This is a genomic window from Microbacterium sp. NPDC056736 (assembly GCF_042790415.1).
Taxonomy (GTDB): Bacteria; Actinomycetota; Actinomycetes; order Actinomycetales; family Microbacteriaceae; genus Microbacterium.
On sequence record NZ_JBHTZE010000005.1, the window covers coordinates 214,999 to 238,389 of the forward strand.

At 70.8% G+C, this 23,391-nt stretch carries 25 protein-coding genes, 1 tRNA gene and 1 pseudogene; 9 read left to right on the forward strand and 18 right to left on the reverse strand.

Going from position 1 to position 23,391, the window contains the following annotated elements:
• Nucleotides 1-111 precede the first annotated feature (111 nt).
• From ACFRAL_RS12180 to ACFRAL_RS12200, 5 genes and pseudogenes are all read right to left on the reverse strand, one after another.
• A pseudogene (locus ACFRAL_RS12180) lies at nt 112-552 on the reverse strand (SRPBCC family protein); the annotation flags it as partial.
• Between the two features lie 141 nt (nt 553-693).
• Entirely contained in the window at nt 694-1,464 is a 771-nt protein-coding gene (locus ACFRAL_RS12185; RefSeq protein ID WP_378883207.1) for an anti-sigma factor, read from the reverse strand.
• Nucleotides 1,451-2,002, reverse strand: coding sequence for a sigma-70 family RNA polymerase sigma factor (locus ACFRAL_RS12190; protein ID WP_336396833.1), 552 nt, complete (start codon nt 2,000-2,002; stop codon nt 1,451-1,453). The genes ACFRAL_RS12185 and ACFRAL_RS12190 overlap by 14 nt, the downstream gene beginning before the upstream one ends.
• A 43-nt stretch (nt 2,003-2,045) precedes the next feature.
• On the reverse strand, nt 2,046-2,684 hold the full coding sequence (locus ACFRAL_RS12195; RefSeq protein ID WP_378883210.1) for a class F sortase: 639 nt from the start codon (nt 2,682-2,684) through the stop codon (nt 2,046-2,048).
• Between the two features lie 11 nt (nt 2,685-2,695).
• Nucleotides 2,696-3,520, reverse strand: a complete 825-nt coding sequence (locus tag ACFRAL_RS12200; RefSeq protein WP_336396831.1) for a DUF4397 domain-containing protein — start codon at nt 3,518-3,520, stop codon at nt 2,696-2,698.
• A 130-nt stretch (nt 3,521-3,650) separates the two neighbouring features.
• Here ACFRAL_RS12200 and ACFRAL_RS12205 point away from each other — a divergent pair, with 130 nt between their 5' ends.
• Entirely contained in the window at nt 3,651-4,328 is a 678-nt protein-coding gene (locus ACFRAL_RS12205) for an SIMPL domain-containing protein (RefSeq protein ID WP_336396830.1), read from the forward strand.
• 9 nt (nt 4,329-4,337) lie between these two features.
• Here ACFRAL_RS12205 and smpB read toward each other — a convergent pair whose 3' ends face one another.
• The 3 genes from smpB to ftsE all read right to left on the reverse strand — a co-directional run bounded on the left by smpB (nt 4,338) and on the right by ftsE (nt 6,998).
• Nucleotides 4,338-4,814 (reverse strand): SsrA-binding protein SmpB, encoded by a 477-nt coding sequence (gene smpB / locus ACFRAL_RS12210; protein WP_378883215.1) that lies wholly within the window; start codon nt 4,812-4,814, stop codon nt 4,338-4,340.
• Nucleotides 4,815-4,944: 130 nt separating this feature from the next.
• On the reverse strand, nt 4,945-5,862 hold the full coding sequence (gene ftsX / locus ACFRAL_RS12215) for a permease-like cell division protein FtsX (protein ID WP_336396828.1): 918 nt from the start codon (nt 5,860-5,862) through the stop codon (nt 4,945-4,947).
• On the reverse strand, nt 5,859-6,998 hold the full coding sequence (gene ftsE, locus ACFRAL_RS12220; RefSeq protein WP_336396827.1) for a cell division ATP-binding protein FtsE: 1,140 nt from the start codon (nt 6,996-6,998) through the stop codon (nt 5,859-5,861). The genes ftsX and ftsE overlap by 4 nt, the downstream gene beginning before the upstream one ends.
• A gap of 152 nt (nt 6,999-7,150) precedes the next feature.
• On the opposite strand from ftsE, the gene ACFRAL_RS12225 reads away from it, so the two are divergent.
• Nucleotides 7,151-8,497 (forward strand): DUF222 domain-containing protein, encoded by a 1,347-nt coding sequence (locus tag ACFRAL_RS12225; RefSeq protein WP_336396826.1) that lies wholly within the window; start codon nt 7,151-7,153, stop codon nt 8,495-8,497.
• A gap of 62 nt (nt 8,498-8,559) precedes the next feature.
• Here the strand turns inward: ACFRAL_RS12225 and prfB are convergent, their stop codons facing one another.
• The gene (gene prfB, locus ACFRAL_RS12230; RefSeq protein WP_336396825.1) at nt 8,560-9,672 is read right to left on the reverse strand and encodes a peptide chain release factor 2; all 1,113 of its coding nucleotides are present in this window, start codon (nt 9,670-9,672) and stop codon (nt 8,560-8,562) included.
• A gap of 25 nt (nt 9,673-9,697) precedes the next feature.
• Here prfB and ACFRAL_RS12235 point away from each other — a divergent pair, with 25 nt between their 5' ends.
• Entirely contained in the window at nt 9,698-11,017 is a 1,320-nt protein-coding gene (locus tag ACFRAL_RS12235) for an MFS transporter (RefSeq protein ID WP_378883220.1), read from the forward strand.
• Entirely contained in the window at nt 11,014-11,346 is a 333-nt protein-coding gene (locus ACFRAL_RS12240; protein ID WP_378883222.1) for a hypothetical protein, read from the forward strand. The genes ACFRAL_RS12235 and ACFRAL_RS12240 overlap by 4 nt, the downstream gene beginning before the upstream one ends.
• Nucleotides 11,347-11,426: 80 nt before the next feature.
• Here the strand turns inward: ACFRAL_RS12240 and ACFRAL_RS12245 are convergent, their stop codons facing one another.
• Complete coding sequence (locus tag ACFRAL_RS12245) at nt 11,427-13,373, reverse strand: hemagglutinin (protein WP_378883225.1); 1,947 nt, start codon at nt 13,371-13,373, stop codon at nt 11,427-11,429.
• A 171-nt stretch (nt 13,374-13,544) separates the two neighbouring features.
• Here ACFRAL_RS12245 and ACFRAL_RS12250 point away from each other — a divergent pair, with 171 nt between their 5' ends.
• Complete coding sequence (locus tag ACFRAL_RS12250) at nt 13,545-14,150, forward strand: response regulator transcription factor (protein ID WP_336396821.1); 606 nt, start codon at nt 13,545-13,547, stop codon at nt 14,148-14,150.
• An 18-nt stretch (nt 14,151-14,168) separates the two neighbouring features.
• Here ACFRAL_RS12250 and ACFRAL_RS12255 read toward each other — a convergent pair whose 3' ends face one another.
• Genes ACFRAL_RS12255 through ACFRAL_RS12285 form a run of 7 tightly spaced genes read right to left on the reverse strand, consistent with a single transcriptional unit; the run spans nt 14,169 to nt 18,634 of the window.
• Nucleotides 14,169-14,621: a pilus assembly protein TadG-related protein gene (locus ACFRAL_RS12255; RefSeq protein WP_378883228.1), complete on the reverse strand. Its 453-nt coding sequence runs from the start codon at nt 14,619-14,621 to the stop codon at nt 14,169-14,171.
• Nucleotides 14,618-15,073 carry a TadE family protein gene (locus ACFRAL_RS12260; RefSeq protein WP_378883231.1) on the reverse strand — a complete coding sequence of 152 codons (456 nt, stop codon included), beginning with the start codon at nt 15,071-15,073 and terminating at the stop codon, nt 14,618-14,620. Before ACFRAL_RS12260 ends, ACFRAL_RS12255 begins: the two co-directional genes overlap by 4 nt.
• Nucleotides 15,048-15,473, reverse strand: coding sequence for a TadE/TadG family type IV pilus assembly protein (locus tag ACFRAL_RS12265; RefSeq protein ID WP_378883234.1), 426 nt, complete (start codon nt 15,471-15,473; stop codon nt 15,048-15,050). The genes ACFRAL_RS12260 and ACFRAL_RS12265 overlap by 26 nt, the downstream gene beginning before the upstream one ends.
• Before the next feature lie 13 nt (nt 15,474-15,486).
• Complete coding sequence (locus tag ACFRAL_RS12270) at nt 15,487-15,675, reverse strand: hypothetical protein (protein ID WP_336397125.1); 189 nt, start codon at nt 15,673-15,675, stop codon at nt 15,487-15,489.
• Nucleotides 15,676-15,705: 30 nt separating this feature from the next.
• Nucleotides 15,706-16,608 carry a type II secretion system F family protein gene (locus ACFRAL_RS12275; RefSeq protein ID WP_378883336.1) on the reverse strand — a complete coding sequence of 301 codons (903 nt, stop codon included), beginning with the start codon at nt 16,606-16,608 and terminating at the stop codon, nt 15,706-15,708.
• 20 nt (nt 16,609-16,628) lie between these two features.
• The gene (locus tag ACFRAL_RS12280) at nt 16,629-17,489 is read right to left on the reverse strand and encodes a type II secretion system F family protein (protein WP_378883237.1); all 861 of its coding nucleotides are present in this window, start codon (nt 17,487-17,489) and stop codon (nt 16,629-16,631) included.
• Complete coding sequence (locus tag ACFRAL_RS12285; RefSeq protein WP_378883240.1) at nt 17,486-18,634, reverse strand: CpaF family protein; 1,149 nt, start codon at nt 18,632-18,634, stop codon at nt 17,486-17,488. Before ACFRAL_RS12285 ends, ACFRAL_RS12280 begins: the two co-directional genes overlap by 4 nt.
• Nucleotides 18,635-18,747: 113 nt before the next feature.
• Between ACFRAL_RS12285 and ACFRAL_RS12290 the strand changes: the two genes are divergently transcribed.
• The 3 genes from ACFRAL_RS12290 (at nt 18,748) to ACFRAL_RS12300 (ending at nt 19,928) form a co-directional block, all read left to right on the forward strand.
• Entirely contained in the window at nt 18,748-18,951 is a 204-nt protein-coding gene (locus ACFRAL_RS12290; RefSeq protein ID WP_336396814.1) for a PLDc N-terminal domain-containing protein, read from the forward strand.
• 68 nt (nt 18,952-19,019) lie between these two features.
• A tRNA-Leu gene (locus tag ACFRAL_RS12295) sits at nt 19,020-19,101 on the forward strand.
• Nucleotides 19,102-19,148: 47 nt separating this feature from the next.
• Nucleotides 19,149-19,928, forward strand: a complete 780-nt coding sequence (locus ACFRAL_RS12300; protein ID WP_336396813.1) for a VTT domain-containing protein — start codon at nt 19,149-19,151, stop codon at nt 19,926-19,928.
• Between the two features lie 3 nt (nt 19,929-19,931).
• Here ACFRAL_RS12300 and ACFRAL_RS12305 read toward each other — a convergent pair whose 3' ends face one another.
• Entirely contained in the window at nt 19,932-20,855 is a 924-nt protein-coding gene (locus tag ACFRAL_RS12305; protein ID WP_378883245.1) for a Ku protein, read from the reverse strand.
• Between the two features lie 77 nt (nt 20,856-20,932).
• Here ACFRAL_RS12305 and ACFRAL_RS12310 point away from each other — a divergent pair, with 77 nt between their 5' ends.
• Complete coding sequence (locus ACFRAL_RS12310; RefSeq protein WP_378883248.1) at nt 20,933-23,389, forward strand: ATP-dependent DNA ligase; 2,457 nt, start codon at nt 20,933-20,935, stop codon at nt 23,387-23,389.
• Nucleotides 23,390-23,391: the final 2 nt, after the last annotated feature.

The window sequence follows — 23,391 nt, forward strand, 5'->3', positions numbered from 1 at the left end:
CGCGGCGGTTGGCTTCGCGGCCGCCGGTTTCGCGGCCGAGGCCGTCGAGGAGGCGTCGTGCGACTCCTCCCCCGACGCTGCCATCTCCTTCTCGGCCGTCGACGCCGAGGTGCGTCGCGTCGCCCGGCCTTCCGCGAGATACGCCAGCCGATGCAGCGTCTCCTCGTTGCGCCAGTGCAGCGGGATGTCGAGCAGCGGCGCCGGCACCAGCCGCCCGGGACCGGCGACCGCCTCTTCCTGGATGCGCACGACGCACTCCTCGCCGCGGGGCTTGACGTCGATCGTCACGCGCGCCTCACCGATCGGCCAGCCGCGAGCCCGCATCACCATCTTCTGCGACGGCACGTACTCCTCGACGACCGTCTTGTCGTCGATGAGCACCGGCCAGATGCCGAACGAGTGATGCACCTCGGACCCCGCCTGCGGCCACCGCTCGTCGACCTCTCGCATGCGGGACGCGCCGACGACCCATGCGGGGTACAGCCAGCCGTCGCCCAGCACCTCGAACACGTCCTCCGGCGTGCACTTGAGCACCCTCACGTTGCGGGACATCGCCATGCTCCTGTCGTCGTGGGTCTGCCGTGTGCACGACGATAGGCCGCAGTGGCGGTCGTGCGGAGCGGCTTGCGCCGCGGCCGAGCATGTGGCAGTCGCGGCGGCCACGCCGCCCTGCGGTTGTGCGCGCCCCGACCGTCACGCGAACCCGAGCTCACCTCGCACGATCGAGTCCCCGGAGTGGTCGGGATCGCCGTCCTCCGGCTCCAGTGAGATGTCGACGAGCACGTACTCGCGCAGGTCGATGTCGTCGGGAACCTCGAACACGCCGGTGCTGCCCTTCAGCACACCCAGGCTGACGAGCGCGGAGGCGTCGGCTTTGATCAGCCAGACCTCGCGGAACCCGTCGCCCTGCTCGCCGTCGTCGAGGTCCACCTCGACCTGCCGTTCGCCGTCGGGCTTCTCCACCACCACCGCGGAGCCGGAGGCACCCGGATGGGCGGGGAACGCGTCGAGTGTCGCGGAGGCGAGCTCGACCGGCTCGGGCTGACGCACGAAGTTCCAGGTGCCGACCACGGCGACGATGAGAGCGAGGCTGGCCGCGAGCGCGAACAGGAGACGGATGCCGCGTCTGCGGGTGGCCGGCTTCTCGGCGTCCGGCGCGCCGGGCGCGTCCTCGACAGGAGCGGATGCCGCGCCCGCGGCCCCCGGCATCCCGTCATCCGCATCCGGTGCGGGGCCCTCCGCGGCGCCGAGCTTCACCTCGGCGGCGATGCGGTCCCAGACCCGCTCGGGCGGCGCCTGCAGGTCTCCCAGCGCGACGGTGGACCGGCCCACCACGACGGTGTACTCGAGTTCGGCCAGTTCGAGCGCGCACTCGTCGCACACATCGAGGTGCGCGCGCTCCTCCGCCGTGGCGGTCTCGCCGAGTGCGATCAGCGAGAGACGGTCGGGATCAAGATGCGACATGGCCGACCTCCAATCGACTGCGCAGGCGGGTGAGACTTCGCCGGATATGGCTCTTCACGGTACCGAGCGGCATGCCCAGCCTCTCGGATATCTGCTCGTGTGTGAGGTCGTCGTAGAAGGCGAGCCGCACCACGCGGCGCGCATCCGGCTCCAGCCGGTCGATCTCGTCCGCGAGGAGCAGACGGTCGCCGAGGTCGATCTCGGCGCCGACGACGTCCTCGGGCGTGGTGAAGCGCTGCAGCTCCTGCTGCAGCGCCCGCACGCGGGCGCGCGCCTCCAGCGTGTCGGCGATGCGGCGCCGCGTGATCGCGATCAGCCACGTCGACAGCTTCGCCTTGGCGGGGTCGTACGACCGGCGCGACGTCCACGCCGAGACGAACGCCTTCTGCGTGACGTCCTCGGCGTCGCCGCGGTCGCCGACGAAGCGCAGCGCCATCGTGAACACGACCGGCGACCACCGCCGGTAGATCTCTTCGAGCGCTCGCTCGTCGCCGTTGCGGAAGCGATCGCTCAGCTCCCGCTCGTGCGCCTCTTCCACGCTGTGTCCTCTCATCCTCATCGCGGTCGGCGACGTCGCCGGCTCAGGGGATCGGGGTCGCGATGGCGACCACGTTATCGGCGTACCGCCCGCTCGTGGGGTCGAACGCGCCCCCGCACGTGATGAGCACGAGCGCTCTCGTGCCGGAGCGGGCGAACAGATCGTCCACCGGAAGGTCGGCCTTCGGGTAGTAGGTGACCGACTCGACGGAATAGCGGTGCACGGAGCCCGCGGCATCCGTCACCTCCACGACCTCCCCGGCTGCCAGGTCTCGCAGGCGGCTGAACGGCCCGATCGGGTACGAAGGAGCATCCACATGCGCCGAGATCACGACGTTGCCGTCGGCGCTGGCGGGGTCCGACCCGAACCGGTACCACCCGGCGATGGCCGGATCGACGGGGAGCTCCATGAAGCCCCCGGTCTCGACGCCGACCGGGACGACCGGCACATCGACGTCGGCGGAGGCGACGACCACCCGCGCCGGCGGCTGGGGATCCCGCACGGGCGCCTGGGTGGCCGCCGCGATCGGCACGTCGACGGCGGGAGTGGGGATCGGCGTGGGAGTCGCCGTCACCGTCGATGCCGCCGGTGGCGGGGCGGACTCGGCATCGGCCGAGCCGCACCCCGCCAGCGCGAGGACGACCGCCAGAGCCGTCAGCGCTCCCGCGGTCGCCCTCGCCACGTCGGCTGTCCTCAGCGGTTCGCGCGGGCGCGGACGGCGACGACGGATGCCGCAGCCGCGGCCGCGATCGCCAGCCCGGCGAAGACGAACAGGGACTGCATCATCGCGTCGCGCTCGGCGAGCTGGCCGCCGCTGCCCGAGGGGACCCCGTCAGGAGCCGAGTGCAGACCCGAGATCGTCTGGACAGCGACGGCCAGGTTGTCGTCCTCGAGGCTTCCCCACGCGTACACGATCGTGAGGGCGCCCTCCTCGACCGCGACGTCGGTCGGCCCGAGGACGGGATCGGTGGTGCCGGCGGCGGCGACGGATGCCGAGATGGTGCCGGCCGGCAGGTTCAGCGTGGCCTCATTCGGGTTCGTCAGATCCTCGATCACCGGAGAGCCGCCCGCGAGCACATCCACAGCGGGCGCCGCGGCGACGTGGCGAACGGTCAGGCGACCTTCACCCGCCGCGGTGGCGGCGGTGTCGTTGGTGAACGGCGTCACGGTCGGGTCGCCGCCCTCGTTCAAGTGGGCCACGGCGGTGTAGTTCTTGCCGCCTTCGAGCGTCAGGGTGACTGGTCCGAGCACCGGCGAGCTGTCGTCGGTGGCGTCCGTCGCCGTCAGCGCGACCTCGTACGATCCGGCGGGCAGGTCCAGCGGGCCCGCGAGGTCGCCCGGCTGGAAGTCGTCGATCGTGAGCTCCCCGTTGACGTACACGTCCACGGGCGTGTCGGGGATGCCGTGAAGCACCGAGAGCTGGGCCCCGTCGGCGGTGGCGGCGGTGGCGGGTGCGACCATCAGACCGAGGGCTGCGACGGCCCCGGCGGCGATGCCCGCGAGAATCTTGTTTCGCACGGTGGTCCTCCTTCGTCGGGGCGACCGGTTCGCCGCCCATTGACAGGTGATTCCCGCCGGCACGCCGGTTTGGATGCAGGTGAATGAAGATTTCTCGGCCGATGGCGCGGCGGTGCGTAGAGTCGGCGTCATGAGCGACGTCGTCATCACCGTCCGCGGGGAGCACGAGACCCGCATCGCCCCCGAACGCGCGATCGCGCACCTGACCATCCGCGCCGAGGGACCCGAGAGGGGGGCCGTCGTGGAGCGGATGTCGGCGCTCACCGAGCCGGTACGCGACGACCTGGCGGCGCGCAAGGCCGCCGGCACCGTCGCCGAGTGGACGAGCCAGCGCGTCTCGGTGTGGTCCGAGCGTCCGTGGAACAACGAGGGCCGCCGGCTCGCTCCGGTGCACTACGCCACCGTCGACTTCTCGGTGACGTTCACCGACTTCGCCGTCCTCTCCTGGTGGGCCGGCGAGGTCGCCGAGCGCGAGGGAGTGCAGCTCGGCTGGATCGAGTGGAAGCTGACCCCTGAGACCCGGACCTCCGTGGAGCGCTCCGTGGCGACGGAGGCGGTCGGGGTCGCCGTGGCGCGAGCCGCGGCCTACGCCGGCGCTCTCGGGCTGTCCGACGTCGCCGCGCTCGAACTCGCCGACGTCGGCCTGCTCGACCGCCAGGAACGCCCCGAGATGACGCCGGCGCCGCGCATGATGGTCGCGAAGGCGTCGTTCGCCGCGGATGCCGCGGGCGGCGGCCCCGCCGTGCAGCTGCAGCCCGAGGACATCGTCATCTCGGCCGCTGTGGAGGCGCGGTTCGCCGCACGGTGAGGCCCGGGACTAGTCCCCCAGGCGGTTCCGGGTGCGCATCGCGCGCTCGGCCTCTCGCTTGTCCTCGCGCTCGCGGATCGTCTGGCGCTTCTCGAACTCGCGCTTGCCCTTCGCCACCGCGATCTCGACCTTGGCGCGGCCGTCCGAGAAGTACAGCTTGAGGGGCACCAGCGTGTAGCCGCCCGCGGAGACGGCGTGCGACAGCTTGATGATCTCGTCCTTGTGGAGCAGCAGCTTTCGCGTGCGCTTGGCGGAGTGGTTCGTCCAGTGGCCCTGCGAGTACCCCGGGATGTGCACCGCGTCGAGGAACGCCTCGCCGCCGTCGATGTAGGCGTAGCCGTCGGTGAGGTTCGCGCGGCCTTCGCGCAGTGACTTCACCTCGGTGCCGGTCAGCACGAGGCCCGCCTCGTAGGTCTTCTCGATGGCGTACTCGTGGCGGGCACGGCGATTGGTCGCCACGACCTTCTCCCCGCGTTCTTTGGGCATGGCGACTCCTTATCGGTTGCTGGGCGTATGCGCCGGTTGCTGAGCGTGTCGAAGTGTGCCCCGCGGGGGGTCCCTGAGGACCGACGGCCGCACGGCAGCCTTTCAGTCTACCCCGGAGCGAGCCGCGCGATCACGCGCGGAGCCACCGCCGGATCGCGAATCCCGCCGACAGGGCCGCGAGCCCGATGCCGACCAGGATGAGAACGGGCACCACGAGCCAGGCATCCGCCAGATCGACCCAAGTCGTGACGAAGTCGACCCGGTTGCGCAGATAGTTGTCCACGCCGAAGTGCACCCCCGCGATGACGGCCGCACTGGCCAGGACGGATCCCAGCAGCGCTGCGAACACGCCCTCGAGGATGAACGGCGTCTGGATGAACCGGTTGGACGCCCCGACCAGGCGCATGATGCCGAGCTCCCGTCTTCGCGCATACGCCGAGAGCCGGATCGTCGTGGCGATGAGGAGGACGGCCGCGATGAGCATCAGAGCCGCGATGCCGACAGCGATGTAGGTCGCCACCGTCAGTGCGGAGAAGAGCGGCTCGAGGTACTGCAGCTGGTCCTGCACCTGCTCGACCCCCGCAGTGCCCGTGAACGCCTCGATGATGACGGCCGACTGCGCCGGATCGACGAGCGTGATGCGGAAGGTCTCGTTCACCTGCTCGGGGGTGACGACGCTGGCGTCCTCCTCCCCCACCAGGTCGAGCAGCTCCTCGTAGGCCTGCTGATGGTCGAGGAACACCATGTCGCGGATGAGGGGCGACAGCGCGCTGCCCTCGAGCTTGCCGCGGACCTCCTCGATCTGCTCGGGCGTCGCCTCCCCGTCCGCGCACGTCGCCTCGTTCGTGGAGATCTCGGTGCACATGTAGATCGCGACCTGCGCGCGGTCCACCCAGAAGTCGCGCATCGTCACGATCTGCATCTGCATGAGGATGGCGGCGCCGACGAACGTCAGCGACACGAACGTGACGAGGATCACCGAGATGACCATCGAGACGTTCCGCCGGAGGCCGGTGAACGCCTCCGACATGATGAGTCCGAACCTCATGAGGTGGGCCCCACTTCGTCGTCGGGATCGGTTTCGCCGAGTCCGAGCCGGTCGGCGAGCCCCAGCTCCGCCACCTCGATCTGGTCGATGACGGGCATCGTCTGCGTCTGCGACGGCACGGCCGCGGCGGGAGGAGCGGATGCCTCCCCGGCCGCGGCGTCCTCGCCCACGGGCTCCTCGACCGCATGCTCGAGCGCCTGGGCCTTCCGCAGCTCGTCCGCCGCGAGCGCCGCCGCGGTCGCGGCCGTGGCGGCCGCGACGGCCGCGCTGGCGACACCGGGAGACACGGCATCCGTCTCTCCCGCCTGCTCGTCGTCACCGCGCACGAGAGTCGGGTCGAGGCCCGCCGCGGCGGCGAGCGAGGCCTCGCGCTGGACCTCGAGCACCGCGGTGAGGGCGGCCACGGCGGCCGCGCCGCGCTCGGGCTCCGGCGTGAGGCTGGGCAGATTCGAGCGGTCGCCGTAGCCGCCGTGCCGCTCGTCGCGCACGATCTCGCCGTGGCGGAGCTCGATCACGCGACGCTGCATCTGGTCGACGAAGCCGGCCTCGTGGGTGGCCATGACCACCGTCGTGCCGCCGGCGTTGATGCGGGCGAGCAGCTGCATGATGTCGATGGAGGTCGCGGGGTCGAGGTTGCCGGTGGGCTCGTCCGCGAGCAGGATCTGCGGACGGTTGACCAGGGCGCGGGCGATCGCGACGCGCTGCTGCTCACCACCCGAGAGCTCGTGAGGGAACCGCTTCTCCTTGCCGGCGAGTCCGACGAGGGCGAGCACCTCGGGCACGGCCTGCTGGATGAAGCCGCGTGAGGAGCCGATCACCTGCAGGGTGAAGGCGACGTTCTGGAAGACCGTCTTGGTGGGCAGTAGCCGGAAGTCCTGGAACACGGCGCCGACATGGCGGCGGAAGTACGGCACCTTGCGGTTCGACAGCGTGCGCAGGTCGCGGCCGAGCACGACGACCCGCCCTTCGCTCGGCGTCTCTTCGCGGAGGATCAGCCGCAGGCACGACGACTTCCCCGATCCCGAGGCGCCGACGAGGAAGACGAATTCCCCGCGCTGCACTTCGAAGTCGACATCGCTCAGGGCAGGCTTCGCAGTGCCGCGAAAGCGCTTCGTGACGTTCTCGAACCGGATCATGGCCTAACGAGCCTATGCGGATGACCCCCGGTGCGGTCCAGCGACACCCGAGGCTGAGGCATCCGCCGTCCGCGGACTCCCCCTTCTGTCATCGGATCACGCGCCGCTCGCCCGCCCGACGGAATGTCGTAGGTATGTTCTAATATCACAGCATGACCACCTCGGAACCGGACGGCGCGGCCGACGCCGACCCGCACGCGGGCGTCGAGCATGTGGACGACGTGCCGGTCGATGAAGACGCGTGGGCCGGCGCCGCCGCGGCCGTGCCCGACGAGCTCGACCTCGTGACCGAGGTGGACGACATGATGGCGGTCTTCGCCTCGGAGCGCTTCGTCCGCGTCGACGCCCTGCGGCGTCGCGCACTCGCCGACGAGCGCTACGGCGACGCGATCGCCGCCGTCGTCGAGAGGTCGGTGCGGCTGGAGCTCGCGGCGGCGCTGCGCGTCACCGAGGCCGCTGCGGCGCACCTTCTGGGCATGGCCCAGGCACTCGTGCACCGGTACCCGGCGGTGCTCGAAGCCCTCCACCGCGCCAGGATCAGCGAGCGGCATGCCGAGATCCTGGTCGACGCGCTCGACGGCGTCGAGCCCGATGTGCGCGCCAGACTCACCGAGCGCGCGGCACAGTTGGCCGAGGAGCTCCCCGTCGGCGCGTTCCGCAGACAGCTCAGCAGAATGATCGAGAGCGAGCGCTCGGCGACGCTCGCGGAACGTCACGAGGCCGCTCTTCGACAGCGCCGCGTGGTGGTCGAGCCCGCCGACGATGGCATGGCGTGGCTGCACGCCTTCATCCCTGCAGTGGAGGCACGCGCGATCCAGGGCCGGATCACGGCCATGGCCAGAGTGCTGGGCGCGGCGGCCGATGAGGAGCGCACGCTCGATCAGCGGCGTGCCGACGTGCTCGGCGACCTGCTCGTCGACGGCGACACCGCGGCGCTCGTGCCCCAGGCGCGCGGCATCCGGGCCGCCGTCACCGTCACCGTGCCGGCTCTCGCACTGCTGGATGCGGCATCCGGCCCGGGGGACTCCCCCGACGCGCCGGCGGTGGTCGAGGGCGTCGGGCCGATCACGCTGTCGCGCGCGCGAGAGCTGTGCGGGGGCGCCGACGGCTGGATGCGGGTTCTCACCCACCCCGAGACCGGCGCGGTGCTCTCCGTCGGTCGCGACCAATACCGTCCGCCGCCGGGGCTGAGGCGGCTGGTCCGGTGGCGAGCCGACAGATGCATGGCTCCCGGATGCGGGATCCCGGCCTCCAGATGCGAGATCGATCACACCGTGGCGTGGGAGCACGGCGGCGAGACCTCGCTCGACAACCTGGCTCCCCTCTGCAAGGGCCACCATACGATCAAGCATCACGGCGGCTGGCGGGTCGAACAGGTCGCAGAAGGCGGGGGCGCGCTGCAGTGGACCTCCCCTGCCGGGCGACGCTACCTCGTCACGCCCGAGCGGCGTGTGCCCGTCTTCCGCGCATCGGCCGCCGAGCCTGCCGCACCGTTCTGACGCGGATGCCGCGACGGGCGCGGGTCGGCCCGTCCGGTGCGGTCACCCGTGCCCGGCGGATGTCAGTCGTCGTCGTCCTTGCGCTTGCGCCAGCGGATGCCCGCCGAGATGAACCCGTCGAGATCGCCGTCGAAGACGATCGCGGGGTTGCCGACCTCGTAGCCGGTGCGGAGGTCCTTCACGAGCTGCTGCCCGTAGAGGAAGTACGACCGCATCTGGTCGCCCCAGCTCGCGGTGATGGTGCCGGCGAGCTCCTTCTTCTTCGCCGCCTCCTCCTCGCGCTTGAGCAGGAGCAGGCGGGTCTGCAGCACGCGCATGGCGGCAGCGCGGTTCTGGATCTGCGACTTCTCGTTCTGCATCGACACCACGATGCCCGTGGGGAGGTGCGTGAGCCGGACGGCGGAGTCCGTCGTGTTGACCGACTGGCCGCCGGGACCGGACGAGCGGAAGACGTCGACGCGGATCTCGCCCTCGGGGATGTCGACCTCGACGGCCTCCTCCATCACCGGGATGACCTCGACCGCGGCGAACGAGGTCTGGCGCTTGTCGGCCGAGCCGAACGGGCTGATGCGCGCGAGGCGGTGCGTGCCGGCCTCGACCGACAGCGTCCCATAGGCATAGGGCGCGTCGACCTCGAACGTCGCCGACTTGATGCCCGCGCCCTCGGCGTACGACGTGTCCATCACCTTGACGGGGTACTTGTGGCGCTCCGCCCAGCGCAGGTACATGCGCATGAGCATCTCGGCGAAGTCCGTGGCGTCGTCGCCGCCCGCGCCGGAGCGGATCGTGACGACCGCGGAGCGCTCGTCGTACTCGCCGTCCAGGAGCGTCTGCACCTCGAGCTGGCTGACGATGTCCTCGAGCTCGGCGATCTCGTGACGCGCCTCCTCGGCGGAGTCCTCGTCGTCCATCTCGTTGGCGAGTTCCACGAGCACGTCGAGGTCGTCGAGGCGCCGCTCCACGTCGGTGACGCGCTTGAGCTCGGCCTGGCGGTGGCTGAGGGCGCTGGTGACCTTCTGGGCCTTCTCGACGTCGTCCCACAGGTCGGGCGCGCCGGCCTCCTCGCTGAGGCGGGCGATGTCGGCGGTGAGTGCCTCGACGTCGACCACGGCCTTGATGTCGGCGAACGTGGAGCGCAGGGCCTGGATGTCGGCGGAGGGATCGAAGTCGAGCATGACACTCCAGACTAACGTGGAAGCGATGACCGATCACGCAGGCGCCCCCACTGCCCGCGACGTGCTGTGGCGGTTCGGCCCGATGATCTACGGCCCCACGGTGCTGTTCGCGCTCGGCGAGGGCGCCGTCATCCCGCTCATCCCCGTGATCGCCGCTCAGCTGGGCGCGGATGTCGCCACCGCCGCCCTTGTCGCCTCGGCGCTCGTCGTCGGGCAACTGTGCGGCAATCTCCCCGCCGGCTGGGCCGTCGCCCGCATCGGCGAGCGTCTCACGATGGCTATCGCCGGGTTCCTCTCCCTCGCCGGTGTCGCCGGCATGGCGCTCGCTCCCTCGCTGGGCCTGTTCGCGACCGCGGTGTTCGTCATCGGGTTCTGCGCCGCCGCGTTCGGACTCGCACGACATTCCTTCATGACCACCCGCGTGCCGCTCGCCTTCCGGGCGCGCGCCCTGTCGCTGCTGGGCGGCACCTTCCGGCTCGGCATGTTCATCGGCCCGTTCGTCGCCGCCGCACTGCTGGCGCTGCTCGGCGACGAGCGCGCCGCGATCTGGTTCTTCGGCGGATGCCTCGTCGGCACGATCCTCCTGGTGCTGCTGGGTCCCGACCCCGAGAAGAAGCTCCTCGTCCCCGGAGCGCCCGGCGCGGGCGACGGGCGCATGGACACCGAGGACACCGGCGAACCCGTCACGGGCTCGATCCCGATCCGGCGCACCGGTGGCTCGGGCAGCACGGCAGGGCCGGGCACGGGCGTGCTGCGCACCATGTGGCGCCACCGCCGTGTGCTCTCCACGCTCGGGCTGGCCGCGGCATCCCTCTCATCCGTCCGCTCCGCACGCCAGGTCGTCCTGCCGCTGTGGGGCGTGTCGATCGGCCTGGACGCGCAGACGATCGCCCTCGTCGTCGGCATCTCGGGAGCGATCGACTTCGCGCTGTTCTACGCCAGCGGTCAGGTGATGGACCGCTTCGGGCGCCTGTGGGCCGCCCTCCCGGCGATGCTGCTCATGGGCGCGGGCTTCGTCGCGCTCGCCTTCACGCACGACCTCCCGGACGCCGCGATGTGGTTCGCGATGTTCGCCGCGGTGCTGGGCGTCGGCAACGGTCTGTCCAGCGGGATCCTGCTCACACTCGGCGCCGACGTGGCACCGAAGACCGAGCCGGCGGCCTTCCTCGGCTCGTGGCGCACACTCACCGACGCGGGTGGCGCCGTCGCCCCGCTGCTCGTCTCGGGCATCGCTGCAGTCTCTTCCCTCGCCGTCGCCTCCGGAGTCATGGGCGCCATCGGCTTGCTCGGCGCACTCGCCTTCGTGCGCTGGGTCCCGCGCTACGTCCCCCGGGTGCGCCCGTGAGCGAGGTCGTGCAGTTCTGCCGCAGTCGCAACGACGGGCGCCGCTGCACACGGCCCTTCGACCACCCCGGCTTGCACCGCCACCGCACGATCATGTGGACGGATGCCGCCGCCGACCCGCCTCGGTGCCCGGGCTCCGGCGAGCCCAGGGAGCCCGCAGCGACGCTGCCCGACGGCTTCCCGAACGGCCGCGCGCTGTGCCCGGTCTGTCTGCGGCTCATCGATCTCGACGAGACCGGTCGGCTGATCGAGCACGACACGTCCGATCCCGCGGAGACGGATGACGAGGTCCGCCACCGGCGCGAGTGGCTCAACGCCCACGGGTGGTAGCCGGCAGGACGCAACGGAAGACCAGCCCCGCGCGAGTTGTGCGGGGCCGGTCGTTGCGACTCTCCTATGTCACCTTCGGATCACGGTCCGCTGCTGACAGTGCCGCCGTTGCTGACCGTCAGCGCCGACGTCTCGTGGCACGTCCAGTCGATGTCGCGCTGGGCGTCGTTGGTGCTGTCGTAGTTGACTCGCCATGAGAAGTTGCCTGTCGCGAGATAGGCAGTGGTGTTCGCGGTGGTCGCCGTCGGCTGCGCTGCCGTTACTGCCACATTCGACAGCGTGTAGACGGGAGTCCCGCTGCAGGTGCCGTTCGTGTACAGCTCGAAGTCGACGTTGCCCGCCAAGGCGCCCGTGTTGGCCGGCACCGTGATGGTCACGGAGTCGTTCGGAACCCATCGCTGGGCGCTCGTGAGCGACGATGGAACGCTCGTGACGTTCACATCCTCGTTCGTATCGGTGCAGCCGGTGTTGTGGGTTGTCGCGTTGGTATTCGGGAGGTTCCCGCTGTATTCCGCCACCCAGTGATACGACCCGGCTGACGTCGGGGTGAACGAAGCGGTCGCCGAAGCGGTCCCTGCTTGCTGCCCCGTCACGATCGCCGTCGCAGACGAGGTGTGAACGAGGGTGCCGCACGGGCTGCCTGTGATGGCCGGCGCCTTGTACAGCTTGAACGTCACGGTTCCACCGGCGGCAGGTCCGCTCGCCCCAGTGAGGTTGATCACCGGGTCGGCCGGCTGCGTCGCGAGCCCCGTGAGGTTGGCGGTGTCGGTGACAGCGTTGCCCAGCAGCACGTCATCACCGGCGGTGGTGGCGAGAGTCGGTGTCACCGGGGCCACGTTGAAGCACTCCGACATGCTGGAGTCCTCGTCGCCTCCGATCCCATTCGCAAGATCACCGCTGTACACAGCTCGCCAGCAATAGCGGCCGGCAGAGGTGACATAAGCGGTTGGCGACACGACCGTCACTGGATACTCATTATCGACGTCCTCTACGTCGACTATCCCGACATCCGTTCCTCCGGTGGTGCAAAGGGCCGAGCCAGTGACCTTACAGAGGAAGAACTGTACAGTTCCCGCTGGGTCAGGCTCACCCCCCGTGACGTCGACGACGGCGGAGTCTTTGACGGCCAGGATCCCCGTCCCGATGTCGGCATTGCTGGGAACGTTCGTCTCTCCGTCCGAGAGCTTCGGTGTGGTGACGACGCTGCCTTCGCAGTTGCTCAGCTCGGGAGACGGCGCTAGCACTGTGTCCTTGTAATCGGCAGTGTCGGAGTTGCCGGTCACCGTGCTGGGGATCACATTCGAGATGACCAGACACGCCGGAACGCCATCAGACAGGATGGCGGTCAGATCGATGGCCGCCTCGCCCTTGAAGTTATTGTCGCCATAGGCTGCGGCCGACTCAGTTGCGTCGAGCAGTCCGGGCGCACCGAGCACGAGGTTGCCGTTGACTTCGCTCCACGTGCGCAGGTAGAGGTCGGTGCTGTTGCCCTGCTGGTCCCACAGGATCATGAAGTCGCCCGCCTCGCGGTTCGCCCACGGGTTGCAGTTGGCGATCAGCGCTTCGGTGTTCTCTGGCGTAACGGGGAACGTGCAGGTGGTCGGCGCCTTCTGGTGCATGAACTCGAATGCGATGAATCCGCTGCCGTTATTCGAGTCGCGTTCCCATGCGAAGTAGAGCCAGTCATGCTGGGTGACGGGATCCTTTGCAGTGTCAATCCATGCTCTCCTCAGGTCGACCTGCGCATTCGGGTTGGTGAGACCGAGCGTCGGCACGGCGTCGTCGTGGATGACACCGATCTTGGTCGTGCTGGAGTTGAGCGGTCCCAGCTCCTTGACGTTGCCGAAGAAGTCCGGCAACTCCGTGGTGCCGGCGTCCGGTATGAGGGGCGTCGCCGGCGGAATCGCGCCGATCGTGTACGGTCCGTCGGCGGCTGATGCGGCGGAAGCGCCACCTAGTACGAAGGCTGCAACCAGACAGCCTGTGACTCCGGCGGCGATCGAACGTCGCCGCATTATCTGGGACATTGGTCCTCCCCTTTTCCCCAGGTCGCCACGCCACTGGTAACGGCATGGCCCAGCGCTTACGCTAGGAACCGCGTGGGGACGCAACCATCGGGTGAACCCGCACCCGGGTTTGGGGAAACTCCTTAGGGTGGTCTGCTCCCGAGCGAGAGGCGCGCGATTCGGGGAGGAATCGTGAGCAAGGAAGAGGTTTTCGCGTTGGTGGTCGCTGGGGATCACGTGCGCGGCGACTATGTGGCGCTCCTGAGCAGGCTGGGCTTGGGTTCGGCGGCGTTCGAGCGGGCAGCTGACGCCGCGCGGTGGCTGAACGGGCAGGCGCCCGCCGTGGCGATCCTCGAGGTCGAGGACGGGGGGTGCAGCTTCCTTCGCGAGCTTCGTGATCGCTACGGACCCGACATGCCGGCCGTGCTCGTCTCGGCCGACCGCATCACGCCGGCCGACGTCGTGGCAGGGCTCCTGGTCGGCGCCGACGACTACGCCGCGGAGTCGATGGACGCCGAGGAGTTTCTGGCGCGCGTCCGCCGGCTGATCGAGCGCACGAAACCCGCGCGCAACGCCACCGCCGACCTCCGCCGTCTGTCGGCTCTGAGCCGTCGAGAGCGCGAAGTGCTCACCCTCACCACCGAAGGGTTGAGTCAGAAGCAGGTCGCTGCCGCGATGGGCATCAGCATCAAGACCGTCGGCGCGCACATGCAGAACCTCCTGGCCAAGCTGGGGGTCCACTCCCGAGTGGAGGCCGTCGCGCTGGCCGCGCGTGCCGGCGCGACCGCCGACGAGTGAGGCCCCGGGGTCGCCGCGTCAGCGGAGCGCCGTGCGGCTGGTCGCCGTGGCCTCCAGCCCGAGGCCGTCCGGCACGAACGGGGCGATGAGGGGCGGATGCCACACCCCGGCCACGGTGACCCGCGCGGACACGCCGTCCGGGGTCGACGCCGACACCAGCCGCGCACTCCCGCCGATCTGATCCATCATCAGCTGGGCCTCGCGACGCACGCCGTCGTCGTCGAGCAGCGCGACGGGTTCACCATCGACCACCGACAGCTCGAAGCCGTCCGCAGCGGCGAGGACCGCGGCATCCGCCACCGCATCCAGCTGCTTCTGCGCGAGATACAGGCTGGTGGCGGCCGTGCACACGAGGATCACCGCGATGGCGAGCACGCCGTAGCCCAGCGTCAGCAGGAGCACGCTGCCCTCGTCGTCGGGGTCGCCGACCCGACGGCGAATCGCGAGGGCCGCCCGCCACCGGCCGGTCATCCTCCGCTCCAGAAACGCGAGACCTTGTGGGCGGCCGACGCCTCGACGGGAACCGCGACGAGGCGATCCAGGCCGAGCACCGGCGGCACCAGAGGGAGTGAGACGGAGGTGCGGACCGTCACACGCAGCATCGCCCCGGCACGGGGACAGGATGCGCCCTCCGGCGCGCACGCGATCGCGAGATCGACCTCGGCGAGGTCGTACTCGTCCGAGACCGCGGCGACGACGGCATCCGCCCGCTGCCGGGCGTCGGCGGCATCCGCCGCCGTCGACACCGCCCGCGCCACGTGCCGCGCGGCCGCCTCGGCACCGAGGCTCTGACCCTGGATCATCCCCAGTGCCACCACGAGGTAGACGAGCGGAACGAGCATGAGCAGGCCGACGAGGATGAACTCGAGCGCGGCCGACCCGCGCTCCCCGTCGTCATCAGTCGAAGGATTCGACCGGCGCATGCGCCGTCACCTCCAGGGCACGCGGGGCTCCGAGCAGGCCGAGGAGCGGCAGCGTCGCGGCGACCCGGACCTCGACGGCGTCATGGCCGAGATCGGAGGTCTCGCGCACGGCGACGTCGCTCGCGTACCCGGCGCCGACCGTGCGGGAGACGATCTCCCGGGTGCGCTCTGCGCCGTCCTCGAGCGTCGTGTCGGCGAGTGCCGCATGGTACGCACCCTCCACCGCAGCATCGTGGATGACGTTGCGCACGTACACCGCCAGGCCGAACTGCAGCACACCGAGGGTGAGGACGGTCAGCAGCGTCCCCACCAGCACGAACTCGACCGGGCTGGCACCGGCGTCGTCGCGGAGCTCCGCGGCCAGCCGAGCGCGCAGGTTCGCCGTCGCGCGGGCGGCCACGAGACGCACCGGATCACAGACCGGAGACGCGGCTGATCGCCTGCTCGAAGAGATCGGCGAGCGCGGGACCGGCCATCGCCCAGATCACCACCACCAGGCCCGCTGTCATAAGCGTGATCAGGACCCACCCGGGGACGTCACCGCGGTCGTCGACGGCGAGGTCGTGCATCGCCGCGCGCACCCGCGTGGTCAGCCGCTGCATCCGTGCTTTCATCATTTCTCCTTCCGGCGGTCAGCCGAGTCCGAGTCGAAGCATGAAGATCCCCGGGAACACCGCGAACAGGACGCTCAGGGGAAGGATCAGGAACACGAGCGGGAAGAGCATGTAGATCTCCTTCCGCCCCGCGCGCTCGATGAGGGCCCGCTTGGCGTCCTCACGCGCATCGATCGCCTGCGCCTGCAGGACGTTCGCGAGCGGGGCACCACGCTCGAGGGCTGCGACGAGCTGGTCGACGGCGCGGGCGAGCGCCGGGATCTCGAGCCCGCCGGCCAGGCGCGACAGCGACTCGGACAGCGGCGACCCGGTGCCCACGGCGACCACGACGCCGCGGAGCTCCGCGGTGAGCTCGCCGGCCCCGACCTCGCTCACCCTCCGCAGCGAGTCGAGGATGCCCTCGCCCGCCGAGAGGCACAGTGCCAGGAACTCGAGCACCGTGGGAAGCTCCTCCTCGATGCGCGCGGCGCGCGAGCGCGCTGCCCGGCCCAGCCACGCGTCGTATCCGAGTGCGGCGGCGACCGCTGCCACCGGCGGAAGCAGCCCGAGAGCCGGCGATCCGCGCCCCAGCAGCACGAGCACAACGACGAGCGCGCCGCCCCCGCCGAGGCCGACGACCGCCCACGCGAGCTGGCGCCCACGGAACGTCGCCGGGTCGATCGTCCACCCGGCGCGATGCAGCCGGCGTGCCAGGACGGCGTCGCCGCCGGCGAGTCGCGCGAGCCGGCGCTGCGCGAACGCGGACCATGCGAAAGCGGACCCGCCGCCGGGAGACACGTCGAGGCCGCGCGCATCGGTGACGTCGCGGACGTACGGGGCGATCCGACGCGCGAGACTCGGCGCACCCCAGCGGGGCGCCAGCGAGAAGAGCAGGCACGCGCCCACGCCCAGCGCGGTGCCCAGCACCACGGCGTAAGCCATGTCGCCCAGCACGAGACCGCTCACCCGAACCACCGCCGGGGCTCCGGCAGGCGACCCAGCCGCAGCATGAGCCGGTACGCGACGACCGACACGGCGGCGCCCGTCACGATGAGCGCGATGCCCGTCGGGCTGCTGTAGGCGCCGGCGCCCTCGGGTCGCATCGCGAGGAGCGCGAGGATGACCCAGGGTGCGACCACGCCCAGCACGGCCGCGCCGCGGATCCACGACTGACGCGACTCGACCTCCGCCCGCAGGGCGGCGTCCGCGCGCACCGAGGCGGCGAGCGCGCGCAGCACCGGCGTCAGTTCCGTTCCGCCCACCTGGCGCGCCATCCGCAGCGTCTCGACGATGCGATCGGCCACCGGATCGGCCAGAGCCGTCTTCAGTCGCTGGATGCTCGATTCGAAGTGGCCCGAGGCCGAGATGTCTCGGGCGAAACCCGCGAAGGCGGGACGGAGTTCGGCCGGCGCCGAATCGGCGAGACCGGCCACGGCGTCGGGCAGCGACATGCCGGCACGCACCGAGGCGATGAGGAGATCGCAGACGTCCGGCCACAGGCCACGGCGCGCACGCAGGAGCTTCGAGCGCCGCGCTCGCAGCCACGCGAACGGCGCGGCCGCCCCGGCCGCCGCCGCGACGAGCGCGAGCGCGGCCACGGGGGCGATCAGCCATGCGACCGCGGCGGCCACGACGGCGCAGACTCCGGCGACCACGACCGTCGCCGCCGCCGATACCCGCGGCATGCCGGCGTCCTCGAGCAGGCGCGACAGGCGTCCGCGCCGCGGGGTATCCGGCGTCGGCCGGGAGCCTGCCGGCCACATCCACGGGGACACCATCAGCAGCAGACCGGCCGCCAGCACGGCACCCCAGACGAACGTCATGAAGGACCCGCCCGGTAGAGCGTGCGCGCCGCGATGACACCGTCCTCGACGCCGGCGGGCTCGACGATCTCCACCACCCGCCGCGCGCCGGTCGATTCGCGCTCGCAGTGCGCCACCAGCTGGACGGACGACGCCACGGCCGGCAGCACGAAGCCCGAGTCGATGTTCCGCCCGGCCAGCAGAGGCAGCGCGGCGAGCTTGCTCAGCGCCTCGCGCGCCGAGTTGGCGTGGATCGTCGCCATGCCCGGCACACCGGTGTTCAGTGCCAGGAGCAGGTCGAGCGCCTCGGCGTCGCGGACCTCGCCCACCACGAGCCGGTCGGGCCGCATGCGCAGCGCCTCTTTGACCAGGCGGCGCAGCGTCACCTCGCCGGTCCCCTCGAGGCTCGGCTGGCGGCCCTGGAGTGCGACGAGGTCGGGGGCGGCGACCGCCAGCTCGAACGTCTCCTCCACCGTGACGATCCGGTGGTCCGCAGGGCAGGCGGCGATGAGCGCGCCGAGCAGCGTCGTCTTGCCCGCGTGGGTCGCCCCCGACACGAGGACCGACCGCCCCGCGACGACCGCGTCGCGCAGCATCGTGGCCGCCTCCGGCGCGAGGGATCCTGCGGCCACCAGTCGCCCGAGATCGCGGTAGGCCGGCAGGAACTTCCGGATGTTGACGGCCCAGTGCCGACGCGTGATCTCGGGGATGACGACGTGCAGGCGGCTGCCGTCGGGAAGCGATGCGTCGACGAACGGCTGGCTCAGGTCGACGCGACGGCCGCTGGACTGCAGCATCCGCTCGACGAGGTCCCGCACCGCGGTGTCGGTGAGCATGAGCGGGGTGCGCTCGGGCACACCGCCGCGCGCGACGAAGATCCGGTCCGGCGCGTTGATCCACACCTCCTCGACGGTCGGATCGTCGAGATACGCCTGCAACGGCCCGAACCCGGCGACGGCCGCGAGCACCTCCCGCACGCACGCCGTCTCGTCGTCGACCGGTGCGAGGCCACGCGCCAGCGCGAAGTCGTTGTGCCGGCGGACCTCGGCCCGCGCGATCTGCGCGGCGAACTCGGGATCGCGGGTGGGATCCGACCGCTCCGCGCGCAGCCTCTCGCGGACCCGCTCGGCCACGAGGGTCGCGACGGGAGCGGCGGGAGAAGTCACCCCAGCATCCTGGCAATTCGGCACCGAGCCAGCCGGAAGTTATCCACAGATGCGGCGGACGCCCGAGCGGGGCAGGATGGGAGTCGGCGACGAAAGGGACGACGATGACCACGATGAAGAGAGAACTGACGCCGGGGGCGAAGGCCGGGCTCGGCGTCCTGGGCCTCCTGCAGGCCGCCTTCGCATTCCTCGCCTTCTGGGATCTCGCTCACCGTCGAGCCGAAGAGGTGCGCGGACCCAAGCCGGTGTGGATCCCGGCGATCCTCGTCAACTGGATCGGCCCGGCGAGCTACTTCCTGTTCGGCATTCGCCGCTGAACCCGCCCGCGATCCGGGGGTCAGCCCGACAGCCGATCGGCGGTCCCGTCAGTAGACTGATCCCACTCGCGGGAGTGGTGGAATTGGCAGACACGCAGGATTTAGGTTCCTGTGCCTTCGGGCGTGTGGGTTCAAGTCCCACCTTCCGCACGCGAGCGCTCGCATCCTCCGCCGACTGACGACGGGAAACCCTCATCGTGCATGCTGTTCCCACCGCCCTGATCCCGTGGCTCGACCCGGCCGCCATCATCGGATGGGCGGGCCCCTGGGCGCTCGTCGTCGTCTGCTTCATCGTGTTCGCCGAGACCGGCCTGCTGGTCGGCTTCCTGCTGCCGGGCGACACGCTGCTGGTGATCGCCGGGCTCCTGTCCCACCCCCAGCCGTACGCGCCGCACGGGGTCTTCGGGCTGAGCGTGTGGTGGGTCGCACTCCTCATCGGACTGTCGGCGTTCATCGGCGGTGAAGTCGGTTACTACATCGGCCACAAGGGGGGTCCGGCGGTCTTCGAGAAGAAGGAGTCCGGCCTCTTCAGCGTCAAGAACGTCCAGCGCACCAACGCGTTCTTCGAGCGCTTCGGCGGGCTCACGATCATCCTCGCCCGCTTCGTGCCGATCGTCCGCACGTTCGCACCCGTCGCCGCCGGCGTGGGCCACATGAACAAGTGGAAGTACACGCTCTACAACTTCATCGGCGCGGTGATCTGGGGCTTCGGCCTGACGATGTTCGGCTACCTCATCGGCTTCATCCCGCCGGTGGCGGACTTCGTCGAGAACTACATCGACCTCATCCTGCTCGCCGCCGTCGGCGGCACCGCGGTCGTGACGCTGTGGCACTACCTCCGCGAGCGCAGCAAGGCCAAGAAGGCGGCCGCGGCGGGCGAGGACGTCGTCACCGACCACGACGAGGCCGAGGCGCTCGTGCTCGACCAGGACGTCTTCGACCGCGGCCCCGAGCACGACGAGGCGCCCAAGGGCTGATCCTCAGGAGGCCTTCTTCTTCGCCGCGGGCTTCTTGGCGGTCGTCTTCGTCGAGGATTTCTTCGCGGATGCCTTGGCCGCCGGCTTCGCGTCGGCGTCGGCGTCGGCGCCCTTGCCCGCCCCCTTCGAGCCGCCCTCGCGCGCCGCCCGGGACTTCTCCACGCTCGCCCGCAGCGCCGCCATCAGGTCGATGACCTCGCCGCCGGTCTCCTCCTCCTGCTCGCCGAAGGTCTCGGTGGTGTCCAGCGCGTCGCCCTTCTCGAGCTTCGCCTCGATGAGGGTCCGCAGCTCCTGCTGGTACTCGTCGGTGAACTCCTCCGGGTCGAAGTCGCTCGCGAAGCTCTCGACGAGGGATGCCGACAGCTCCAGCTCCTTCGCCGAGATCCGCACCGGCTCGTCCAGTGCGGGGAAGGCCGCCTCGCGCACCTCGTCGGCCCACAGCAGCGTCTGCAGCACCAGAACGTCGCCGCGCACCCGCAGCGCCGCCAGGCGCGTCTTCTGGCGCAGCGAGAAGCGCACGATGGCCGTGCGATCGGTCTGCTCGAGCGTCTTGCGCAGCAGCACGTACGCCTTCGGCGACGCCGAATCCGGCTCGAGGTAGTAGGCGCGGTCGAGCGTGAGCAGGTCGATCTGCTCGCTGGGCACGAACTCGACGACGTCGATCTCACGGCTGCGCTCGGCCGGCAGCGCGTCGAGATCGTCCTTGGTCAGCACGACGGTCCGCTCGCCGTCGTCGTACGCCTTGTCGATGTCCTGGTACGCGACGACCTCGCCGCACACCTCGCACTTGCGTTGATAGCGGATGCGACCGCCGTCCTTGTTGTGCACCTGGTGCAGCGACACGTCGTGATCCTCGGTCGCGGCATAGACCTTGACCGGGACGTTCACGAGCCCGAACGTCAGCGCACCCTTCCAGATCGCCCTCACCACACCAGTAGACACCCGTCACACCGCCCGCGGCTAGCCCTGCGCACCGGGCTTGCACGACAGGGCAGGATGGGCCTATGGCGGGCGACGAGCAGCTGGTGCGCATCGGCGGCCGTCGTCTGCGCATCACCAACCTCGCCAAGGTGCTGTATCCCGAGACCGGCACCACCAAGGGCGAGGTCATCGACTACTACTCGCGCGTCGCAGAGGTCCTCATCCCTCACGTGATCGGGCGCCCGGTGACCCGCAAGCGCTGGCCCGACGGCGTCGGCACCGAGGACGACCCGGGCATGGTGTTCTTCGCGAAGGACCTCGAGCGGGGTGCGCCCTCGTGGGTGAGACGGATGCCGATCCCCCACTCGTCGGGAACCAAGGACTATCCGCTGGTGGGCGACGTGCCGACCCTCGTCTACCTCGCGCAGGTCGCCAGCCTCGAGCTGCACGTGCCGCAGTGGCGGTTCACGCCAGCCGGCGAACGCGGCCCCGCCGACCGTCTCGTGCTCGACCTCGACCCCGGTCCGGGCGTGGGGCTGGCCGAATGCGCGGTGGTCGCCGGCTGGGCGCGCACCATCCTCGTCGACATGGGACTCGAGCCGTACCCGGTCACGAGCGGAAGCAAAGGCATCCATCTCTATACGGCCCTGCCGCCCGGCCAGACGCCCGAGCAGGCGTCGGCGCTCGCGAACGAGCTCGCCCGGGCGATCGAGGCCGACCATCGCGACCTGGTCGTCAGCAGCATGAAGAAGTCCGAGCGGCACGGGAAGGTGCTCATCGACTGGAGCCAGAACAACGGCTCGAAGACGACCATCGCCCCGTACTCGCTGCGCGGCCGCGCGCATCCGACGGTCGCCGCACCGCGCACCTGGAGCGAACTCGACGAGCCGGGTCTCGGTCATCTCGATTTCACCGAGGTGCTCGAGCGGATCGAGACCATCGGGGATCCGATGGCGGCGCTGGGCTTCCAGGCGGGCGGACGGGAGGCGGAGGCAGGACCGCTGTCGACGTACATCTCCAAGCGCAGCGCCGACCGCACGCCCGAGCCGGTGCCCGCCAACCCGCTCGGCACCACCCCGAGCGGCGAGCGCCCGCGCTTCGTGATCCAGGAGCATCACGCCACCGCGCTGCACTGGGACTTCCGGCTCGAGCACGACGGCGTGCTGGTCAGCTGGGCGGTGCCGCGCGGCGTCCCGCACTCGTACAAGCGCAACAACCTCGCGATCATGACCGAGGACCACCCGATGGAGTACGCGACGTTCGAGGGCACCATCCCCGCCGGCGAGTACGGCGGGGGCACCGTGACCATCTGGGACGACGGACGCTACGACCTGGAGAAGTGGCGCGACGACGAGATCATCGCGACGCTCGAGGGGCGGCCGGGCGGCCCGCTGGGGCGCGTCCGCCTGGCGCTCATCCGCACGCAGGGCGAGGGCGAGAAGTCGAGCTGGCTCCTGCATCGGATGAAGACGGATGCCGACGGCCGGCCGCAGCCGGACGGCATCGTCGTCGAGCCCACACCGCAGGCGGACGAGCCCTCGTCCGCGGGGACGGCCGATCTGCGCCCGATGCTCGCCTCGAGTGCGACGCCCGTCCAGGCGCGGACGGCGGCCCGGGGATGGGCGCAGCGCGACGGGGGCGACACCGCGTGGGTCGAGATGAAGTGGGACGGCATCCGCGCCGTGGGCGCGTGGGATGGCCGGCGCCTCCGGCTGTTCGCGCGGAGCGGCAACGAGGTGACCCACCGCTACCCCGAGCTGACGGCTCTCGACGCGGGCTTGGGCGGGGCGCCCTGCGTCGTCGACGGCGAGCTCGTCGCCCTCGAGCCGGACGGGCGGCCCAGCTTCCCGCTCCTGCAGACGCGGATGAACCTCGAGCGCGCGGGCGACATCGCCCGCGAGGCCCGCCGTACCCCGGTGCGCTACTACCTCTTCGATGTGCTCGCCCACGACGGCGACGACCTCGCCGACCTCCCGCTGCGTGAGCGCCGCGACGTGCTGGAAGCGGTGGCTGCGGCATCCGTCGATCCCATCGCCGTCCCGCCGGTGTTCGACGACGTGGACGCGGCGCTCCAGACCAGCGAGCAGCTGCGCTTGGAGGGGATCGTGGTGAAGGATCCCGCCTCGCGATATCTGCGTGGCAGACGATCGGATGCCTGGCTCAAGGTGAAGCTCACGCGCACGCAGGAGGTCGTGATCGCGGGCATCCGACCGGGGAAGGGCGGCCGCAGCACGACGTTCGGCTCGCTGCTGCTCGGCATTCCCGACGAGGATGGCCTGCGGTATGCGGGCCGCGTGGGCTCGGGCTTCAGCGACTCCACCCTGAAGGCGCTGATGACGACGCTCCTGCCGCTGCGCACCGACGACAACCCGCTCGTGGGCGTGCCGCCGCTCGACGCGCGCGACGCGCTGTGGGTGCGGCCGGAGCTGGTCGGCGAGGTGGAGTACGGGGAGTTCACGCCCGGCGGCATCCTCCGCCACCCGCGGTGGCGGGGCCTGCGGCGCGACAAGCTCCCCGCCGAGGTGCGCCGGGAGGAGTGAGC

Excerpts from the sequence above, each read along its gene's own strand:
- ACFRAL_RS12185 (WP_378883207.1), bottom strand. The coding sequence starts at position 1,464 with ATGTCGCATCTTGATCCCGACCGTCTCTCGCTGATCGCACTCGGCGAG.
- ACFRAL_RS12205 (WP_336396830.1), top strand. The coding sequence starts at position 3,651 with ATGAGCGACGTCGTCATCACCGTCCGCGGGGAGCACGAGACCCGCATC.
- smpB (WP_378883215.1), bottom strand. The coding sequence starts at position 4,814 with ATGCCCAAAGAACGCGGGGAGAAGGTCGTGGCGACCAATCGCCGTGCC.
- ftsX (WP_336396828.1), bottom strand. The coding sequence starts at position 5,862 with ATGAGGTTCGGACTCATCATGTCGGAGGCGTTCACCGGCCTCCGGCGG.
- ftsE (WP_336396827.1), bottom strand. The coding sequence starts at position 6,998 with ATGATCCGGTTCGAGAACGTCACGAAGCGCTTTCGCGGCACTGCGAAG.
- ACFRAL_RS12225 (WP_336396826.1), top strand. The coding sequence starts at position 7,151 with ATGACCACCTCGGAACCGGACGGCGCGGCCGACGCCGACCCGCACGCG.
- prfB (WP_336396825.1), bottom strand. The coding sequence starts at position 9,672 with ATGCTCGACTTCGATCCCTCCGCCGACATCCAGGCCCTGCGCTCCACG.
- ACFRAL_RS12235 (WP_378883220.1), top strand. The coding sequence starts at position 9,698 with ATGACCGATCACGCAGGCGCCCCCACTGCCCGCGACGTGCTGTGGCGG.
- ACFRAL_RS12245 (WP_378883225.1), bottom strand. The coding sequence starts at position 13,373 with ATGTCCCAGATAATGCGGCGACGTTCGATCGCCGCCGGAGTCACAGGC.
- ACFRAL_RS12255 (WP_378883228.1), bottom strand. The coding sequence starts at position 14,621 with ATGACCGGCCGGTGGCGGGCGGCCCTCGCGATTCGCCGTCGGGTCGGC.
- ACFRAL_RS12260 (WP_378883231.1), bottom strand. The coding sequence starts at position 15,073 with ATGCGCCGGTCGAATCCTTCGACTGATGACGACGGGGAGCGCGGGTCG.
- ACFRAL_RS12270 (WP_336397125.1), bottom strand. The coding sequence starts at position 15,675 with ATGCAGCGGCTGACCACGCGGGTGCGCGCGGCGATGCACGACCTCGCC.
- ACFRAL_RS12275 (WP_378883336.1), bottom strand. The coding sequence starts at position 16,608 with ATGGCTTACGCCGTGGTGCTGGGCACCGCGCTGGGCGTGGGCGCGTGC.
- ACFRAL_RS12280 (WP_378883237.1), bottom strand. The coding sequence starts at position 17,489 with ATGACGTTCGTCTGGGGTGCCGTGCTGGCGGCCGGTCTGCTGCTGATG.
- ACFRAL_RS12290 (WP_336396814.1), top strand. The coding sequence starts at position 18,748 with ATGAAGAGAGAACTGACGCCGGGGGCGAAGGCCGGGCTCGGCGTCCTG.
- ACFRAL_RS12310 (WP_378883248.1), top strand. The coding sequence starts at position 20,933 with ATGGCGGGCGACGAGCAGCTGGTGCGCATCGGCGGCCGTCGTCTGCGC.